The organism is Moritella viscosa (genome assembly GCF_900120065.1).
GTDB classification, from domain to species: domain Bacteria; phylum Pseudomonadota; class Gammaproteobacteria; order Enterobacterales; family Moritellaceae; genus Moritella; species Moritella viscosa.
Genome location: NZ_FPLG01000110.1, coordinates 12,512 through 32,489, shown reverse-complemented (window position 1 = coordinate 32,489; position 19,978 = coordinate 12,512). Strand labels below are relative to the sequence as shown.

Here is a 19,978-nt window from a genome sequence, read left to right as displayed (position 1 = left end):
AATATGAAAACAGAATTTGTCATTATTGGCGGTGGATTAAGCGGTTTATATACCGCTTATTTATTAGAACAGCTTGGTAAGGATTATATTTTACTCGAAGGTCGATCGCGACTGGGTGGCCGAATATATACCGAAGACCAGTTTGATATGGGACCTTCTTGGTTTTGGCCTGGCATGCATCCACGTATTACCACCTTGATTAATGCTCTACATTTACCAGTATTCCCACAACATGATAAAGGTGCGTTCTTGTTTGATAAGCACGAGAACAAACCACCGAAGCGTTATGAAGCTGGTTACGCCGGTTCGCCACAATCAATGCGTGTTGCAGGTGGCATGCAAACTGTTGTTGATAGCATTAAAGCGAAACTAACCAATAAGTGTATTATTCTCAACGCCAGGGTCTCGAATGTAACACATACTGCGACAGATCAAGATAGCTATTCTATCGTTAAAACCGAAATAGACGGTGAACAACAAACAATACAAGCGCGTCAGGTCATCTTTGCGATGCCATTACGCTTATTTGTAAATAGCATTACGCTATCACCAGCATTACCGACTAAAGTACAGAATAAGTTTGCATCGACTGCAACATGGATGGCAGCACACGCGAAATTTTTTGCCATCTATAAAACGCCATTCTGGCGTGAAACGGGTTTATCCGGTTCAGCCAGTAGCCAAGTGGGTCCGTTAGCAGAAATACATGATGCAAGTACAATGGATTGGGCTATCGACGATAGTAGTACCGCCAATAGTAGTAATGTGGGCGCTGGTGCGTTATTTGGTTTTGTCGGTGTTGATGCACATACTCGTCAATCTGCTGGTCGTGATTTAATTAAGTCGTTAGCAATAAAACAACTTGTACGTATTTATGGTGAACAAGCCGCCCAACCTATGGATGTGAAGTTAGCCGACTGGAGTCAAGAACACATGACAGCGACGGATGCCGATAAAAATGCCCCCAACGCTCACCCACATTATGGGTTACGCGATATTCAATCAGCGCTTGCACCTGTTCATCAACAAGGTTGGTACTTTGCGGGAACAGAAGCAGCGGAAGAAAATGGGGGCTATATCGAAGGCGCACTAGAGGCGGCTGAAACAGTAATAGCTCGCCTTACAACTGAATAAAATACTTATAGAATACAGGTCTATTTACAGCCTTGGCTTACTGTAAACAGACTTGTATGATTCTTAAGTACTCGTTATCAATACTGCTTATTCATCAATACTATTATTTATCAATATATTACTTATTAATGAGTTGCTTTAATAACTGACTACGCAATTTATCATGGTAATGAAATACCCGAGTCATGTCTTTCGGATACCAAGATATATTTTCGAGGAGGATCATACTTGTATCTGATTTTGGGTAATAACTTAACGTCGAGATATAGCCCAGAACATAACCACTATGACTCCATTCTTGTATCGCTGCTTTGTCAGATAATTGCAGACCAAAACCATAACCTAACTCACCCCAGCGATGTTTTCTGGTCGCCCCTTTAGCTACCATCTGTACATGTGATTTAGCTGATATCAGATCGCTATTATGCAAACACTGATTCCATGCCACTAAGTCTTCGGCGGTAGAGATGATACCAGCACTTGGCGTGGTACTAGCAGGTAGGTCCTTAGTAATTTCCACCAGCTCACCGAGAGGTTTTTCATGATAACGAAGCGCATTGTTGGTATTACTTGATGGGCTTGTATTGTCCATACCACAGTATTCAAACATGTCCGACGCTAACATTTCATAGTCCTTTCCTGATGTCGTAGCGACTAATTCACCTAATAAGTTATAACCTGTATTTGAATATGCAAACACTTCGCCAGGGACAGTTTTAAGTGGTTTATCAACCGCTACAATACCAGACAAATGATTAAGTAATTGCCTAATCGTAATAACCGCGTTCCACTTTCCTTTTAAGTAGTTAAGATACTGACTAATTGGCGCATCAAGATCGACTCGGCCTTGGCCTACTTCTCTCATAACTAATGCAGCAGTCATTTGCTTACTTAATGATGCGGTCACAAAGGGGGTTTGTAATGTAAATGCTGGCGCAGCTAAGTCTGAACTTACAGACTGAGATGCAGACGTATAGCTAAAAGTAATCTCATTACCTTTTGCGATAACGGCAACACCACTAAACGATCTCGGAACATCCGCACTGGTAAATACTGATTGTAAACCTGTCACATTGTTCTGTGCAGTAACACTTCCCATGGGCAACGTCATCGCTAAGCTATACGCCAAGCGGCAGGCAAGTACATTCATTTTCATCATTTTATAAATCCATCTATAACGGTGTGGGGAATAATCTAAACGCATTATTTATTGGCGAGACATATAAACAAATTGGTTATCACAGTCATCTATAACAAAGCCAAAACGGGCATATAACTCACCGACTCGATTACCTTGTAAATGACTTAGCTTACAAGGTAGTTTCTTCTCTTTGGCAAATGTAATTAGCTGTTTTAATACCTTACTACCAATGCCCCTACCTTGATGTTCTGGTAATAAGAAAAAGCGACAAAAGTGGATATGTTCACTGTTAACTTCAATTTTATAACTGCCGACTGCAATACCCTCAATACAGATCAGCATAGGTTTACCAGACGCCCATTCTTGGGCATGCATCTGTTGTTGTAATACTTCATCCCAGCCAAAAATGGTTTTAATAGGTCCATATTCAGCCGACTTTTTGAGGAAAAATGCAAAATCATAATCTTGCTCGGTAGCGAGCCTGTATTCAAGATCCATGGATTGTCTATAGTTGAAATAATGGATAGTACCTATAAGTGATTAATATAACAAGATCAATGAGGTGAACAGGGTCGTATCCCATTCTGTATAATCAATCATCATAATAGCTAATAGTGTCTTCCCTCACTACAATTACTAGGAGGCCATCAACTAATAGGTGAAAACATAAATGCTGATATCTATTTGCATGTGTACATACCAAAGAGACCATGTCATCGATACCCTAAAGAGCATTGCAGCACTGCGGCTACCAGAATATGTCAAAATTGAAGTAATCGTGGTTGATAACGATGAGCGAGGCTATGCCGAAAAACTCGTCAAAGTACAAGCAGCCCTCATGCATATGCCTGTTTTTTATCGCCAAGAAACGGCTAAAAATATCGCATTAGCACGTAACTGTTCAATTGATAATACCAAGGGTGAATGGATAGCCTTTATCGATGATGATGAAATTGCAGCTCCCGACTGGTTAGCGCAACTTTTAGCAACGGCGCAAACCTATCAAGCAGATGCCGTTTTCGGTCGCGTTAAATCAACCTACCCTAACCACACACCACAATGGATAATCGAATCAGGTGTATTTGATAGGCCTGCGGTAAGTAATGGCCAAGAAGTCACCAGTGGCGCAACTAATTCAACCTTAGTCAGTCAAGCCGCAATACAGAAATACCAACTCAAGTTCGATTCTAACTATGGTTTAACAGGCGGTGAGGATGCCGATTTTTTTTATCGACTGTATCAATATGGCGGTAAATTGGTGTGTTCAAGTGAAGCGTATGTCAGTGAAGAGGTGGCAAGTAATCGATTAAACATACACTATTTATTAAAAAGAGCCATACGTATAGGTGAAACTTATACACGCTATCGTATGCAAAAAGCACCGATTAGAAACAAACTCACTTACTTTGTCGACGTGTTAATAAAACTCATTGTATTACTCTTTATCGTATTAATTAAATTACCTTTTGGCCAATCTAAGTACGCAAAACCATTATTACAATTAGTGGATAAAATAGGTAAAGTTAAAGCATTATTCACCGCGAAAACCATCAAGTTATACAGCGATTGAAGCGGGTCAATAATAACCTGACTCGCTTTACGGTTAACCTATGCCGTAATACCTAACCTAAATTAACCTGCTTAATATCGCCCATATCTAGCGGTCTACTTTCCAACACCATTTCACTGAACCTTTCTCGTAATTTGCAGCCATCTTTATGACCTTTTATTTCTACATGTTGAAATAAAATCGGTTCACCTTTTTTAATATCTACTAACAACTTAGCCCCTGTCGCTAAGCCTAAGGGTAATGCGCTATGTTCAACGGATAACTCTGCGCTGGTCATTTCACCGTAATAATCATAACCACCAATACAATCGAGTTGCTCCCCTTTTTTCAAGTTTCGCTTTGCGCGAGAGATCACATCAGACACAGGTGCCCCCAACGGCCGAACAACAGATTGGTGTTCAACAACATTCACATATAAGCCGTATAAGGCTTCAATTCCGGGCATATGGTAAGGTAAATACAACAGATAATTTGGACCATCCCCCATCTTATAATAAGAAAGAGAATGTAATATCTCAGGTTTGTCCGTAGTGATAACAGCAAATACCCCACCACTGGGCTCAACACCGCAAACAACTTCAATAACACCGGTTCGATTCAAAATACCACCGTCTTCTTTTAATTTTAACAAGTCGACAATATCTTCTAGTGTCCCTTTCGCGAGATGCATGCCAGGGACATCAGCAACCAAACCTGTGGCATTAGAAACAATCGTCATTTCCATCGACATTTTAGATCCATCTGCAAACGAGGTAATCATCGTCGGTTTTTGCCCTGACTTTTCAGCCCAAGGAAGTACAGTATCAGGATTGGCAAACGAATCGTGAAAACCTTTAAATTTACCAACAGCAACAATACCAAAGCCCAATACATCAGCGTAATTATAAAGATGCTTAATTAACCCAGGTTCATCTCCCCACATATTACTGTAGATCAGCTCCTTTTCACGGAATAATTCAGCAAGAACAGGCCCAACTAATGCGTCAGTTTCAGCGCTAACAACAAAATGCTTATTAGCCGCTAACGCTGCGAGAGCAAGCTCACAGCCAAACTCGGTATCACCTGTCAATTCAACCACAATATCCGCATCACTTCCACAGAGCTCTGAAATATCATCTGCAATGATAGATAAAGGTAAGTTGGCATCTTTTAATAACGCAATGATAGGCGCTCGGCTTTTAGAATAAATCGACACAACATCAATAAAATCAAGTAATGTAATCTGTTGTATCAACCCTTTACTGATATAACCCGCACCAGCAATGGCAATTTTAATGCTCCCATGCTCAATTTTATATGCGTCTAATAGATTTCTATTTATCATCGATTTCCCCCAGCGATGGAACGGTTATGCAATTGATTTTTTAACCACGTGTTGTAATTTTTCACGCCAATCCGACGGTTTAAATATAGGCGATATTTTATGACAATTTAAAATACCATTTTTTGGCCGTTTGGCGATTGAAGCATATTCTTCGCTCGTTACCGCTTTTAAATTTCGATGTTGACCATCGGGTTGATATTTATCAGATTCTTCAAATATAGCACAAGCAAAATCAAACCAGCTAACCCCTCTATCACCGCAAAAATTATATTCACCGAATTGATAACGGCCAGTTTCAAGCGTGTAATCCTTGGCAATATCAAGCGCCAAGTTAGCTAGATCACCTGCATACGTTGGACAACCTAGCTGGTCGTTAACAATACGAATTTCATCCGTATTACGATTAAGTGATAGCATAGTCGCCACAAAATTATGTTGGTATTCACTAAACACCCAGGATGTACGAATAATAATATAATTGGTCAAATACGATTTTACATATTGATCACCCTGTAACTTTGTTCTGCCATAAACATTCAAAGGAGCAGGTTTATCTGTTTCTGAATAACCCACTTTATCGTGGCCACCAAAAATATACTCTGTAGAAAAGTGAATTAGTAGCGCACCTATTCTTTGACATTCTTTTGCAAGTAAATAAGGGCCGTAAGCATTGACAGCTTCTGCAATAGCGACTTCTTTTTCGGCTTTATCAACCTGAGTATAAGCAGCAGTATTAATCACTACATCGGGCCTAAATTGCAAAAATAATGATGAAACTTGCTCTGCATTAGTAATATCCAGAGTATCAATATCGGTAAGTAAAACGTCCCACAACTGATGGTCAATACGGGCTTTTATTGATTGGCCGATTTGCCCTTTCAGCCCTGTAACAAGTAGTCGATCCATAAATATGTCCTTAAAGAAACAAGTCTTTAAACTTAACTCCCATCTTGTCTTTGCCAGAGAGTAAAGGGTTACTACAAGGCCAATGTATATTTAATGCTGGATCATTCCAAATAAGACACCCCTCATCGTTTGGATCGTAATAGTCCGTGCATTTATATTCAAAATCAGCCATTTCAGACAATACGACAAAACCATGTGCTAACCCTGGGGGTAACCAAAATTGCAATTTATTCTCTGCATTTAACCGCACACCATGGCATTGACCATACGTTGGTGAGTCCAACCGAATATCAACGGCTACATCATAGACTTCACCCATCACCACTCGCACTAACTTACCTTGTGATTTCGTTTTTTGAAAATGTAATCCACGCAAAACACCTTTCATAGAGCGAGAATAGTTATCTTGTAAAAAGTTAAATTCATCACCTATAACATCTCTATAACGTGCAGCTTGAAATGTTTCCATAAAAAAGCCTCGGTCATCACTAAATACATCCGGTTCAATGACCAACGCACCACCAATGGGAGTGTTAGAGACTTTCATCTACAGGTCCTCATTAAGTAAGCCATAAAGGTATTGCCCATACTCCGTTTTCTGTAATAAACATGCTTGATCTTCTAATTGCCCCCGTGAGATCCAGCCTTGTGAGTATGCAATTTCTTCTAAGCACGCGACTTTTAGCCCCTGATTATCTTCAATGGTCTGCACAAACATAGATGCTTTTAATAATGAATAATGTGTACCGGTATCAAACCAAGCAAAACCACGGCCAAAGCACTCAACAAACAAGTCTCCAACATTCAAATACATATTGGTTATATCCGTTATTTCCACTTCATCACGTGCCGACGGGGTTAATGATTTAGCCATATTGATGACTCTGTTATCATAGAAGTATAGACCCGTGACCGCGATATTCGACTTAGGTTGTGTAGGCTTTTCTTCAATACTGATCGCGTTACCTTCACTATCAAACTCCACCACTCCAAACCGGCCAGGGTCAGTCACTTGATAACCAAAGATCGTAGCCCCCACATCCCGGCTCGTGGCACTTAACAATTTCCCGGTAAAGTGCTGACCATAAAAGACATTATCTCCCAATATCAGACAAACATTATCGTCGCCAATAAAGTCTTCACCAATAATAAAAGCTTGCGCGATCCCCTCTGGCCTAGCCTGCTCTGCATACTCAATATCCAGCCCAAATGTCGAACCATCACCGAACAGATCTTTAAAGTGTGGTAGGTCCTCAGGCGTCGAAATAATTAATATATCTTTAATATTAGCCAGCATAAGCACCGAGATTGGATAGTAAATCATTGGCTTATCATAAATCGGTAATAGTTGCTTAGACACAGCCCTAGTGATGGGGTGTAAACGCGTACCTGAGCCACCCGCTAACACAATACCTTTGTATTTTTTATCGCCCATTAGCACTTTCTCCTCGACGTGTTAACTGATAATCACCGCTTAGAACTCGCTGCCACCATATTGTATTATCTAAATACCACTGCACCGTTTTTCTGATACCAGTCTCAAATGTTTCTTCTGGTTGCCAGCCTAATTCACGTTGAATTTTGCTCGCATCAATTGCATACCTAAGATCATGGCCCGGTCTATCGCGAACAAATTTAATCAAATCGCGATAATGTTCAATTCCATTAGGCTTATCGGGTACAAGTGCTTCCAGCGCATCACACAAGGTATGTACTACATCTATATTCTGTTTTTCGTTATGTCCGCCAATATTGTAACTTTCACCAACCTCACCTTTTGTTGCCACGAGCACGAGTGCTTTAGCATGATCATCAACATACAACCAATCCCGAATTTGCTTACCATCTCCATAGATAGGTAGTGGCAATCCACTCAACGCATTTAAAATCATGTGAGGGATCAACTTTTCAGGAAAATGATAAGGACCATAGTTATTCGAGCAATTAGTGATTAATGTAGGAAACCCATAAGTCCTTAACCAAGCTCGTACTAAATGATCAGAACTGGCCTTGGTTGCTGAGTAAGGTGAACTGGGATCATAAGCTGTCGTCTCAACGAATAAATCATCATGGTTGTGTAAATCACCAAACACTTCATCGGTAGAAATATGATGGAAACGAAAACCCACCTTTTTTTCAGCGTCTAATGACAACCAATATGCTCGAGCCGATTCAAGCAGATTGTAAGTACCTATGATATTTGTTTCGACAAAACAACGGGGATTTTCTATTGAACGGTCAACATGGGATTCAGCGGCAAGATGCATAATAATATCTGGCTGATGCAGCTCGAAAATACCTGTCACCGCCTCTTTATCACAAATATCGACCTGCTCAAATGCATAGCGAGATGATATTAACTCCGCAGGTATTGAATCTAAATTACCTGCATACGTTAATTTGTCCAGATTAACGACCTCATGCTCAGTGTCGATTAATATATGTCGAATAACAGCACTACCTATAAATCCAGCACCACCTGTCACTAATATCTTCATATTGATGCTACTCGTAATTCACGCTTGAAGATCTCTGAACCTGTAACTTTCGCGCAATAGGTATACTTGGTTTCAATAAATACTGTATATGATAAATACAGGCATCTCGAATGTGAAAACGTAATACACGATTACTAAATACATCATAAATGCCACCAGCACTACAACGTAGTCCATCAGCACCGACGACAATGTCACTTTCATAATGCACTTTATACCCGAGTTCCCAACACTTATAACAGATATCTGGATCTGCCATAAAAATGAAATAGCGGTTATCAAAACCACCTATGTTCTCCCAAACGTCACGACGGATTGCCATGAAAGATGACTGTATCCAATCCACATTAGCCGGTTTTAAATAGTCAAATTCAACATGTTCGTAATACTCCGCGATCCCTTTCAAAATTGGCCAGTTTCTAAGTGATGTTCTGCGTACCACCTGTGCGATTAAATTAGGAAAACGGCGTACTGTGTCAGGGGTCGAACCATCATCATTAAGTTGTCGAGTACCCACAATGCCGATGCCTTTATCACATTGGTATATAGTAATAATATCAGCCAGTGTCGTGACAGATTTCCATTCAATATCCGGGTTTACAAAAAACAAATAGTCTCCACGGCATAAATCAGCACCTTGATTACAGCCTCGGGTATAGCCATTATTGTGTTGATTAAAAATCAAGGTTACATTATCCGTCTTTTGATACTGAGATAGTATTTGTTGGTTGCCACTATCCATGGAGTTATCAATAACGATCACTTCTATATCAAAATAACCTTCCTGAATCAGTATCCTTTCGACATTATCTACAACTCGTTCCGCTTTAAAAAAATCAACAATAACAACAGAAATTAATATTTTCTTAGCCATAGGAATCTTCCCTTTGCTCAACGAATAATTTTTTATCAATAACAGAAGCAAACGCATGATTTGTTATATCTATTGCCTTGTCATATCTTGGTATTGAAATTAAGTCTGCCGCGCTATATTCAGGCAATAATTCATCTGGATAAACAACCTTCATATTAGGGTTACATAACTCTTTCGCAATTTGTAATTGGTGATCATCAGAAAACTCGCCAAATCGCGCTAATCTAGGTACAAAGACCACCTGTTTCTGAAAAGTAAGCATATGGTTGATACTGCCAACACCGCAGTGACTAATCACCAAGCTGCTCTCTTTTACCAAAGCGTCCATTTTATCCTTCGGTACTATCGCTGCAATCTCGCCATTCGCAGGTTTTTCTTCAATCTCAAAGCCACCCGTTTGAATAAACCAGCGAACATTAGGATCTCTATAAATATCAAGCTTGGCCATTGCCGTAATCAACCGTGGAAAAGGATAAGTATTCGTCCCCGTTGTCACTAATACCAATGGTTTTTCAGGCGGCTGTAATGGTGTGATAACCTTGTTGGTTTTACCTGCTAAATCAAATGTTTTACCTACATATTCCACGTTATATTCTCTAGCTATCCCTTCCCACTGCGACATAAATTCATCGTATAACTTATACTTATGAATAAATCTACCAGTATTAGAAAGTTCAACAACGCGAGACAGCGTATCTAAATATACAAATTTTAAGGGTAAGAACTTACACACTAGCGCAAAAGGCAAAACCAGTGGCCCACCTGTCGTGAATACAGTCCGCGGTCTTTCTCTTAAAAGCACATACAAGGCATAAAAAATATTTACAAAGTGAATAAACGCATTTTTTTGTGTTGACCACATAGTGTAAATCTTCTTAATTTTATCCTCGTTAACGAGTGACATCGTTGTCACTAATACAATATCATTAACATGGCTACAAGCGCATAATGCTTGAGTAAGGTGTCCTCCAGCCGATGCAATAACAAGCACTTTTCTATTTGGCATTTCGATACTCCAGATTAAGGCCATCAACTAAACTTTGATAATGATTAACCACCGTTTTCTTCTCGAAAATGTCTAATGCATGTGTTTCTAATGCACACTTAATACGACTTTGAAAAAATTCATGTCGCACGATCAACTCTTCGACTTTATTCTCTAACTCATCGATATCTTGATTACGAACCTTAATGCCCACATCAATGTCATCCAAATAGCCATCAATACCGGTATTCGCGTGATATAAGATCGGTAAGCCAGAAAATAACGCTTCTACAAAAACCATCCCAAAAGACTCATTCTTACTCGGTAATAAAAATGCGGCATATTGTTTTAATTTTTGTTGCAGAAGCTTATTATCAATGCAGCCTTTAATCGTAACCTTCTCACTTAACGATAATGCGTTGATTTTACTCTGCACTATTTTAATCTTACTTTCAGAACCAGAGCCATATATATCCAGCTTAATATCTGGATATGCAACACTAAGTCTAGATATAGCCGCAAGTAATGGCATTATTCCTTTTCGTTCGTATTGTTCAAAACGAAATACCGTAACAAAGTGCGCAACTCGATTGTTCTTACAGATATCTGCTAGCTGACTCATTTCACAGGGATTAGGGAGCAAACTAGATTGAGCTGCCGATGTATTAATCGTACTTTTAAGCATTTTTTTAATTGGATTTTTAGCCCAAGAACTCACCCAAAAGATATGTTCCGCCTCTTCTAATACCTTTTTCCAACGTGATCGTAAAAATGATTTACGTTGTAAAATACGTACATCAGTTCCCCCTCTAACGGATAGGAAATACGGAATGCCGATTTGATTAGCGATTGCAGCCCCTAACGTGCCATCAATTGCTAATTTATGGCCATGAATAAGCTGGTATTTGATCTGTTGCTTTTTGATAAGATTAAAAAGAAGGTAACGGGCAAGAAATAAAGATAAAGTCAGCGCTAAACCAAAAGGTAATCCCCAATAATAAACCGAATATAATTTATGATTATGCGGGATAACACGAACCAGCCAAGGCCATGGGGTACGATGAATAACAAACACGGTATTGGAGATACCAGAGGTGGCGTCTAATAGTGATTTAACAGCAGGCGTACTTTGATCATTGCGGCCATCGGGGTAATCAGAGTGTATATGTAAAATATTCATATCATAATTACCTACCGCAACCCGCTTTACATCCGCAGATAACCACCACTACATAGGAATTATAGGCATTACATTCTAATATTGACCACTTTATCAATGCAATATAAAATTAAAATAACTAAGTGCATAAAAATAAAGCCAAGTTTTACATCATGTATTTTAATACAATTAGTAATACTTGGCTTAGATTAAATATTCAAGCTGTTGGGCTTATATTTTGTCGTTAACGCTTATAAAGCCTGAGTGCTCTTTTTATAAACCTTGAGTATATTGTGCGTTAGTTGCCACAGGCACTAAGTTATTTAACGCTACTTTTGACGTGTCATCACCCGCGAGTAACGATTCAAAGTATTTGATTAGCTCAACTTTGTCTTGTTCTTTTTTAGAACCTGCACCGATATTAGTTAAATCAATAAAGAATTCGTCAAACAGATCAGAGAAATCATTTACTACATCAAAGTTTAAGAATTGTTCGTCATTGTAAATGCTTGGGTAGCCGCCTTTTTGTTTATCAACCGCAAACGAAATACCTTTAACATTAGTAATTGTTGTCGCTTTTTCACATTTCAGCATGCAACCATCTTCAATCGCAGGTTTCTTACAGCCAACCGTTTGTTGGAAGAAACATTGACGACTTGTCATCATCAGAATTGGATGGTAAATACTGTAGAACATTTTAAAGTTCTTTGGACGAGTGATGTTTCTAATTTGACCACGGTTTATCTCGTTAGAAATAAACGCACCCGCACAGTTTAACTCTTCTTGTAAGGTTAGTAATGCGTGTGAGTTGGTTGTATTTAAGAACGGACCAGCAACCCACTCAATACCCATTTCAAATGCTTTATAAGCAATACCAGTATTATTAGTCACAATACGCTTAGGCTTCACTTCTTCAAGGATCTTCACTGACTCTAGGTAGTCTTTACCAATCAGTACCGCTGGGAACCAAGGAATTAAGCGTGGATTTTCTTGTAATAGTTTAATGTGTTTAGGGCAGTTCTTTTTTAAGCTCTCTGGGATCTTGAAGTAGATATCGGCATCTGTTACATCAGCAAGGTGTAAATCTTTTACGTTAGCAATAAGCAGTGATAACTTAGGTGTTTGTTCTATTTTAGGATGCTTAGGTAATGCAGGTACATCAACGTGTTTAACCACGTCACGTGAGCCATTTAATAAAAACGCCACTTGGTTTTTCAATTCTGTTAATTCTTTAAACGGCACAGTTAAGTTTTTATCAAAGTTGTCAAAGTTCATTGGCGCAAGATCAAACGTTGCATTATTGAAGCTACGGAAACGTTTCTCAACCGTTTCTGGAGTAATTGAAATTTCATCTGCAATACGCAATACAGAATCACTTTTCACTTCAAACGACGTGTTACCAGCAATAATGTTTACCGTTAACGGGCTATTTTCTTTTGCAGAAAAAGCTAACGTTAAAGCAATTTTATCAATGCTTAGGTCTTTAATCTTTTCTGCTAGTTCAGCACCTAACGCATTTTTATCCGTATAAAGATCTTGTTTCACATCATGGATCTGTACAACAGAGATCGCATCACTTTTTTCAACTGCATAATTAACACTGTTATCACGTGGGTTATCAGTAAACATTTTCTTGTTTAGGTCGCCCTGCAAGAATGAGTTAGTGAAGCTACGGTTAAATACTTTATGCAGGTTGCCATCGTCAGCTAATAACTTGCCAGACTCAACAAAGTTGTTGATCTGTTTACGCCATGTATCGACAACTGTGTAAACATAGTGTGCGCCTTTAATACGGCCTTCTACTTTTAATGAATCAACACCTGCGTCAACCAACTGGGGTAAATCAAAGTATGCCGAGTTATCTTTCAAGTTAAGCGGGAAGCGATGACCTTCTGCAGTCACTTCGTATTCATCACGACATGCTTGACTACAGCGACCACGGTTACCTGAGTTGCCCACACTTACTGAGCTTGAGTAACATTGGCCAGAGAACGCGATACATAGTGCGCCATGCACGAATACTTCAGTGAGTACATCATGGTCATGCGCAACTGTCGTTAGTTGTTTAATTTCACCAAGGTTCAGCTCACGAGATAAATTAACGCGCGTTGCACCAATTTTCTGTAAGAATAAGATCTGACCTTCGTTATGAGTTGTTAATTGAGTAGAAGCATGAATATCTAACGTTGGAAAATGCTTTTTAACAATATTGAAAACACCTAAGTCTTGCACAATGATGCCATCAATACCACTGTTAACCAGTTTATTAAGCAGACGCACTAAGCTAACAACTTCGTGTTCTAAGATCACGACGTTAAGGGTTAAAAAGACTTCACAGCTGTGTTCGTGTGCAAGTCGTAATACGCCATTTAGCTCATCAAATGAAAGATTGGACGCACGGTTACGGGCATTGAACATATCCAAACCACAGTAGACAGCATTTGCACCAGCTACAATCGCCGCTTTAATCGCTTCTACATCACCACCCGGTGCCAATAATTCTATTTTTCTACTCATGCGAAATAACCCACTTATTGCTTTTATTGTAATTTTTTGAGGGGGCATTCTACCTGTATATGCAGGTCAATGCTATGAATTCGGGGGTATTGATCTAGATCAAGGTTTCTACATGCTCATTACAGGGCTAAATAGTGCCTATAATGTAGTAAAAATAGCGCAAGGTGAGATTGAATATTACCACGAACATCCAAGGTATGTTTTTGTACCATTAATTATCGATACCGATAACTAAAATATGGTGAGTTAAGTCATTAACTCACCGTCATCGATAAAACTGAACGCAACTAAAAGCTACTTTGAATCAGGTACTAATTGTTTTACCGCGCTAGGCAATACCGTTACGATCATGCCACGAACAGGATGCCATAATGCTGATAACAGTAATAATGCCGCCCCTATCGCAACACCAGTAATAGCAAAATTAGTACCTACGTCGCCATACATACTCATTAAGCTTGATAATGCATACAATACATATATCAGTGATGACACCATAAAGGCACGGCGATCAATAATAATAGAAACAAGTGACATCAATAAGTACAACGCAATAATAATCACGATACTGCTAATGCTTTCCTCGCCGTTTAGAATTCCCACACTTAAAAATACCGGGTGAATAATCAAAGGTGCTGATAATAAATGTAACCAGAATGCCGTATCAGTACGATTAGTAACACGTTCACGATCGGAAGAATCCCAATACATAGCAAACAAGAAAGTCAAAATACCACAGGAAAATATCACTACCAGTATCCAATCTGTTAATACATTGATCGTTTCAGGCGTCGTAAATGTTGATATGAATGAAGACACGATGAAGCCGATCATTGCAGCAGTACCCGCTGCAATCGTAATTGGCACATTGAAGCGACGCCAATGACAGAAAGCGGCAATAACCGATACACCAGTCGCAGCAATAATAGCTTGCTCATCAAGCGATGAAAATACTTCCATTGATAACTTAAACACACCACCAATAAAGGCGAGTAATAGCATAATCGCGGGAAATGCCATTTTTCTTTTCAGTACAAAAAACTCAGCAAGTGCCCATGATAATCCAGCAAACGTCGCTAAACCTAATCGAGGGTCTATGGATTTAACCACCCACAATGATGAGAACAATAGCAACGCACAAGCAATAACAATGAAAATATCGTTAAAACCGCCAATTAAACGAAAATTTTCTTCATCCGCAATCGTCACTTGTTTTGATAACACTTGATCACGCCGAAACTCCTCAACGGACGAAGCAGTAAAAATTCCTTTATCTATAGCATGGTTAAGGTCTTCATCTGTATACATAGTGGTCCTAAAAGTGTTATTAATAATATATATTATTTGCAAAGACCTAAAGTGTATTAACTTTGCTTGTAAGGAACAAGAATTTTCTAATATTTGACTATATTCCCTTTCATTTTAATGGCTATAGCTTTTAATAAGCTTCATTTTAAATATATAGTAAATTAGCGTATACATTCATCCAGTGCCTTTCGCACCATTGCCAGTACTGCCACTGTCATACGCAGTTTTAACAAGGAGACGTTGTGAACCCACAAAATTATTTTAACCAGCTTAATGACGACTATTTAGCACTTCATCGCCGTAAAGAAGATCTATTTTGGCGAACTTACATGGGCACCAGCGATGACCACGAAGGTTTTGCAGCGGCAGAAGCTAAACTCAGCGCATTTATCTCAGACCCAAGTCACATTCAAACGACACGTTGCAACCTTGACGTGCTATTACAATTAACCGATGAAGATGATGAGCTGGTGCAAGGACTCAAAGGTTGGTTAGCCTTTTTCGATACCAATGCAATTGAAAGCGCGGAGGGCAGAGATAAAATGGCCGCCCTCATTCGCAGTGAATCGGCATTATTTACTAAACGCCAAGATTACCTGATGTATTGTAATGATGAAAACGGGGATAAGCAGCAAGCATCTTTAACCGTACTAGCCGCGAATATTCGCACCAGCAATAACGAAGGTGTTAGACAATCGGCACATCAAGCATTATTAGATCTTGAGCAATGGGTGCTAAATAATGGTTATATCGAACTGGTTAAACAGCGCAATGACTTTGCTCGTCAACAAGGATTCCGTAACTTCTTTGATTACAAAGTAAATAAAACCGAACAGATGACACCAGAGCAACTATTCACTATTTTAGATGATTTTGAATTACGCACGCGTGAAGGTAACCTTAGCAGCATCCAAAATTTAGCAGAAGCTAAAGGTGACAGCGCGATTCAAGGTCATAATTTTAGCTTTATGTACGCTGGAGATGCAGCACGTCAACTTGACCCTTACGTACCATTCTCAAAATCATTACGTCGCTGGATTGAATCATTCGGTCGCCTAAATATAGATTACTCACAAGCCGATATGACCCTCGATTTATTAGACCGTCCCGGTAAATACCAAAATGGTTTCTGCCACGGTCCTATCCCATCCTTTTATGCTGAAGATAAGTGGCAAGCGGGTAAAATCAATTTCACCAGTAACGCGAAGCCCGATCAAATAGGTAGTGGTTATGACGGTATCAATACCTTGTTCCATGAAGGTGGTCATGCCGCTCACTTTGCTAATATTAAATTAAACTCTCCGTGCTTCTCACAAGAGTTTGCACCAACATCAATGGCATATGCTGAAACGCAATCTATGTTCTGCGATAGCTTATTAAACGACGGTGATTGGCTTAAACAATATGCTTATAACGCCGATGGCGAAGTTGTACCCGATGACGTGATCCAAGCATTAATAGCTGCAAAACAGCCGTTCAAAGCTTATCAAGAACGCAGTATTCTGGTTGTGCCTTATTTCGAATGGGCCGTATATAGCTGTGATGAAGAATTACTTACACCTGAATATTTAACAACTTTAGCGCGTGATACTGAGCAACGTATTCTTGGTTTAGCAGCAAGTCCACGCCCATTACTCGCTGTTCCGCATTTGCTATCGCAAGAAGCCGCTTGCTCTTACCAAGGCTATCTACTCGCGCACATGGCGGTATATCAAACTCGCGCTTACTTTACTAAAGAGTTTGGCTACCTGACGGACAACCCTGCAATTGGACCATTACTGGCTGAACATTACTGGAAACCGGGCAACAGCATTAGCCACGATGCAACATTACGCAGCTTAACTGGCGAAGGTTTTTCTGCTGCTTACCTCGCAGAAACCTGTAATAAAACCAGTGAGCAAGCTTGGCTACAAGAACAAGCAAAAATCAAAGCCGCGCAAAAAAGAACTCGAGTTCAACCAGCTGCATTAAACGCTAAAATCAGTATTGTTGATGGTGCCGAAACCATTGCTGATAATCATATTTCTGATGGCCAGTTATGCGATGATTTTGAGACTTATATTACACAACGTTATGGAAATAATTGTTAGATAAACAGATAAATAAGTACGTATCACCTGTCAATAATTAGGGATACGTACACTCTTCTCACCATAATTATCCTCCTCCATACCTTCTAATCTTCCACTAATACAACCACTCACCCTGATCAATATTTGATCAGCATCACAAAGTCAGCCTAATCAAGCTTCACATTTTACTATTTAAATCAGCAACATACTAAGAGCACTTGTCTGACCAGTACGGTTAAAAAACACACAGAACACACGCGAATAGATATTACTAAATAGGTACAATAAATGTCAATAAAAATGATTTTCGTTTGCATTTAATGCGATTACGCTCTATTTAAATGATACCCATCATTGATAATTTAAATTTATAATTCTATAAATCAGGTTCTGAAAGTCGAATAGGGAAGTTAATGACCATTTGGCAGCAGGTAATAACTCTCGCTCAATAAGGAACCCAGCAACATGAAAAATAAAATCAATAAAAAAAATTATCTATTAAACTCAATGGCAATAGCGACAGCTATTTCAGCCTTAGGGATTAGCTATGCAAATGCTTTTCCTCAGTTTGACGAACACGACTTACCAATGAAATACATAGTTAAATTCAAAGACACCGCCGCAGATGCACCGTCTATGATGGGGCTCAATCCCGTTTGGGGTGCCAAGCTACTTCAAGAATCAGTTCTCGAACGAGTAAACGCCAAAAAAGTAGAAAAACTCGGAAGTAAACCGCTTTATAGTGTAGAGATTGAACCACAAGCACTGGCGAACTTACAACTCAACGCTGAAATTGAATACGTAGAATTAGACCCGCCACGTTTTTTATTAAGCGAGTCCATTCCTTGGGGGCAAGGTGCCATTAATGCTGCGGGGTTAAACGATAGTAATACCGGAAATCGGACCATTTGTATTATTGATTCTGGCTACGATCTTACTCACAATGACCTAAGCGGTAATCAAGTCGCTGGTACTAACGATAGCGGCACAGGCAGTTGGAGCTCACCAGGTAATCATAATGCTCATGGTACCCATGTTGCAGGTACCATAGCAGCGATAGCCAATGGTGACGGTGTTGTAGGTGTAATGCCAAATCAAAATGTAAACTTACACATTGTGAAAGTATTCAATGAATCGGGTTGGGGTTATTCATCTAGTCTGGTCAAAGCCATTGATACCTGCGCGCAAAATGGTGCCAATGTAGTGAATATGAGTTTAGGCGGAAGTCAATCGAGCCGAACAGAAAGGGATGCTCTGCAAGAATTGTCTGATGATGGCGTCCTACTTATTGCAGCTGCTGGCAACGCAGGGAACACCACGCATAGCTACCCAGCTTCATACGATTCTGTTATGTCAATTGCAGCAGTAGATAATCAAAATCACCACGCAGCATTCTCGCAAGCTACCGATCAAGTTGAAGTGGCCGCACCAGGGGTTGCAATACTTTCAACAGTAACCGTTGGCGAAGGTGTTCTATCTGACATTATGATTAACGACCAACGCTATTTTGACCGTGGCATTGTACCGCATAACCGCCTAACACTGGATGGCACTGGCAATTATCAGTCGAGTCCCGTTGCAGGTTCTTATACAGGGCAACTCGCACGCTGTGATATTTCAAACAACAATTATAACTGTGGTGACATGACAGGTAAAATTTGTTTAACTGAACGAATTGAGAACCAGCGTACTGGTTATCGACCAGAAATTGATCCAGTAAAAGCTTGTCATAATGCAGGCGCCCAAGCCGCAATAATCTATAGTAATGCTGCCTTATCTGGTTTGCAAAATCCGTTTGTGTTAGATGGCAATAATAGTTATCCGATAGTTTCGGTTTCAGTCGATAGAGCGCTTGGCCTTGAACTATCTGCAATGCTAGAACAAGACGTCACAGTTTCCACTACAACAGGTGAAGACTATCAATATTATAACGGGACCTCTATGGCGACACCACATGCAGTGGGTGTAGCGGGTCTTGTTTGGAGCTATCACCCTCAATGTAGTGCTACACAGATTCGTTCTGCATTAAAAGCTTCAGCCACTGATATTGATGTTGTAGGCCGAGACGACAGAACCGGCTATGGATTGATTAATGCGACAGCGGCAAATGACTATCTAGACGCAGGCTGTGATGGTCCTGACGGCGCTAAAAATTATACTAATAGTACAAGAGTCGCTATCCCAGATAATTCATTTTTCGGAGTAATCAGTAACATAGATGTTAAACGCACTGGCGATGCTGGAATGGTTAATATTAAGCTAGATATCAAGCACAGCTACATTGGTGATTTAAAAGTAACATTGACGTCACCAACAGGTGCTAAAGTGATACTGCACAACAATAGCGGTGGTTCAGATAGAAATCTAAATACGACTTATGATGTTGACTTCTCAGACTATGAATCAAATGGTCTTTGGCAATTAAAACTCGTCGATATGGACATTCGAGATACTGGGAGCCTAGAAAGCTGGGGATTAAACTTCCAATAA

17 protein-coding genes are annotated in these 19,978 nt (G+C 39.7%); 5 read left to right on the top strand and 12 right to left on the bottom strand.

From position 1 onward, the window contains the following. Nucleotides 1-3: 3 nt before the first annotated feature. Entirely contained in the window at nt 4-1,134 is a 1,131-nt protein-coding gene (locus BT797_RS17255) for a flavin monoamine oxidase family protein (protein ID WP_075472971.1), read from the top strand. A 118-nt stretch (nt 1,135-1,252) separates the two neighbouring features. Here the strand turns inward: BT797_RS17255 and BT797_RS17250 are convergent, their stop codons facing one another. Beyond that, nucleotides 1,253-2,293, bottom strand: coding sequence for a serine hydrolase domain-containing protein (locus tag BT797_RS17250; protein ID WP_075472969.1), 1,041 nt, complete (start codon nt 2,291-2,293; stop codon nt 1,253-1,255). 48 nt (nt 2,294-2,341) lie between these two features. Further along, on the bottom strand, nt 2,342-2,773 hold the full coding sequence (locus tag BT797_RS17245; protein WP_075472967.1) for a GNAT family N-acetyltransferase: 432 nt from the start codon (nt 2,771-2,773) through the stop codon (nt 2,342-2,344). Nucleotides 2,774-2,945: 172 nt separating this feature from the next. Between BT797_RS17245 and BT797_RS17240 the strand changes: the two genes are divergently transcribed. Then, a complete protein-coding gene (locus tag BT797_RS17240; protein ID WP_244534217.1) occupies nt 2,946-3,845 on the top strand; it encodes a glycosyltransferase family 2 protein in 900 nt (299 codons plus the stop codon). Between the two features lie 52 nt (nt 3,846-3,897). Here BT797_RS17240 and BT797_RS17235 read toward each other — a convergent pair whose 3' ends face one another. From BT797_RS17235 to BT797_RS17195, 9 genes are all read right to left on the bottom strand, one after another. Continuing rightward, on the bottom strand, nt 3,898-5,169 hold the full coding sequence (locus tag BT797_RS17235) for a hypothetical protein (RefSeq protein WP_045110819.1): 1,272 nt from the start codon (nt 5,167-5,169) through the stop codon (nt 3,898-3,900). 24 nt (nt 5,170-5,193) lie between these two features. Further along, nucleotides 5,194-6,075, bottom strand: coding sequence for a dTDP-4-dehydrorhamnose reductase (gene rfbD, locus BT797_RS17230; protein ID WP_075472963.1), 882 nt, complete (start codon nt 6,073-6,075; stop codon nt 5,194-5,196). 10 nt (nt 6,076-6,085) lie between these two features. After that, nucleotides 6,086-6,622 (bottom strand): dTDP-4-dehydrorhamnose 3,5-epimerase, encoded by a 537-nt coding sequence (gene rfbC / locus BT797_RS17225; RefSeq protein ID WP_045110821.1) that lies wholly within the window; start codon nt 6,620-6,622, stop codon nt 6,086-6,088. Next, nucleotides 6,623-7,510 (bottom strand): glucose-1-phosphate thymidylyltransferase RfbA, encoded by an 888-nt coding sequence (gene rfbA, locus BT797_RS17220; protein WP_045110822.1) that lies wholly within the window; start codon nt 7,508-7,510, stop codon nt 6,623-6,625. Then, nucleotides 7,500-8,573, bottom strand: a complete 1,074-nt coding sequence (gene rfbB / locus BT797_RS17215) for a dTDP-glucose 4,6-dehydratase (protein ID WP_045110823.1) — start codon at nt 8,571-8,573, stop codon at nt 7,500-7,502. The genes rfbA and rfbB overlap by 11 nt, the downstream gene beginning before the upstream one ends. Nucleotides 8,574-8,580: 7 nt before the next feature. Next, nucleotides 8,581-9,447 (bottom strand): glycosyltransferase family 2 protein, encoded by an 867-nt coding sequence (locus BT797_RS17210; protein ID WP_075472961.1) that lies wholly within the window; start codon nt 9,445-9,447, stop codon nt 8,581-8,583. Then, on the bottom strand, nt 9,440-10,453 hold the full coding sequence (locus BT797_RS17205; protein WP_045110825.1) for a glycosyltransferase: 1,014 nt from the start codon (nt 10,451-10,453) through the stop codon (nt 9,440-9,442). The genes BT797_RS17210 and BT797_RS17205 overlap by 8 nt, the downstream gene beginning before the upstream one ends. Next, entirely contained in the window at nt 10,443-11,612 is a 1,170-nt protein-coding gene (locus BT797_RS17200) for a glycosyltransferase (RefSeq protein ID WP_045110826.1), read from the bottom strand. The genes BT797_RS17205 and BT797_RS17200 overlap by 11 nt, the downstream gene beginning before the upstream one ends. A gap of 252 nt (nt 11,613-11,864) precedes the next feature. Further along, on the bottom strand, nt 11,865-14,108 hold the full coding sequence (locus tag BT797_RS17195) for a peptidase U32 family protein (protein ID WP_075472959.1): 2,244 nt from the start codon (nt 14,106-14,108) through the stop codon (nt 11,865-11,867). A gap of 112 nt (nt 14,109-14,220) precedes the next feature. Here BT797_RS17195 and BT797_RS24595 point away from each other — a divergent pair, with 112 nt between their 5' ends. Continuing rightward, nucleotides 14,221-14,343 carry a hypothetical protein gene (locus BT797_RS24595; RefSeq protein ID WP_280173729.1) on the top strand — a complete coding sequence of 41 codons (123 nt, stop codon included), beginning with the start codon at nt 14,221-14,223 and terminating at the stop codon, nt 14,341-14,343. Nucleotides 14,344-14,402: 59 nt separating this feature from the next. Here BT797_RS24595 and BT797_RS17190 read toward each other — a convergent pair whose 3' ends face one another. Further along, nucleotides 14,403-15,416 carry a hypothetical protein gene (locus tag BT797_RS17190; protein ID WP_075472957.1) on the bottom strand — a complete coding sequence of 338 codons (1,014 nt, stop codon included), beginning with the start codon at nt 15,414-15,416 and terminating at the stop codon, nt 14,403-14,405. 242 nt (nt 15,417-15,658) lie between these two features. Here BT797_RS17190 and BT797_RS17185 point away from each other — a divergent pair, with 242 nt between their 5' ends. Both BT797_RS17185 and BT797_RS17180 read left to right on the top strand, forming a co-directional pair. After that, a complete protein-coding gene (locus BT797_RS17185) occupies nt 15,659-17,506 on the top strand; it encodes a M3 family metallopeptidase (RefSeq protein ID WP_075472955.1) in 1,848 nt (615 codons plus the stop codon). Nucleotides 17,507-17,953: 447 nt separating this feature from the next. Beyond that, nucleotides 17,954-19,978 carry a S8 family serine peptidase gene (locus tag BT797_RS17180; protein ID WP_075472954.1) on the top strand — a complete coding sequence of 675 codons (2,025 nt, stop codon included), beginning with the start codon at nt 17,954-17,956 and terminating at the stop codon, nt 19,976-19,978.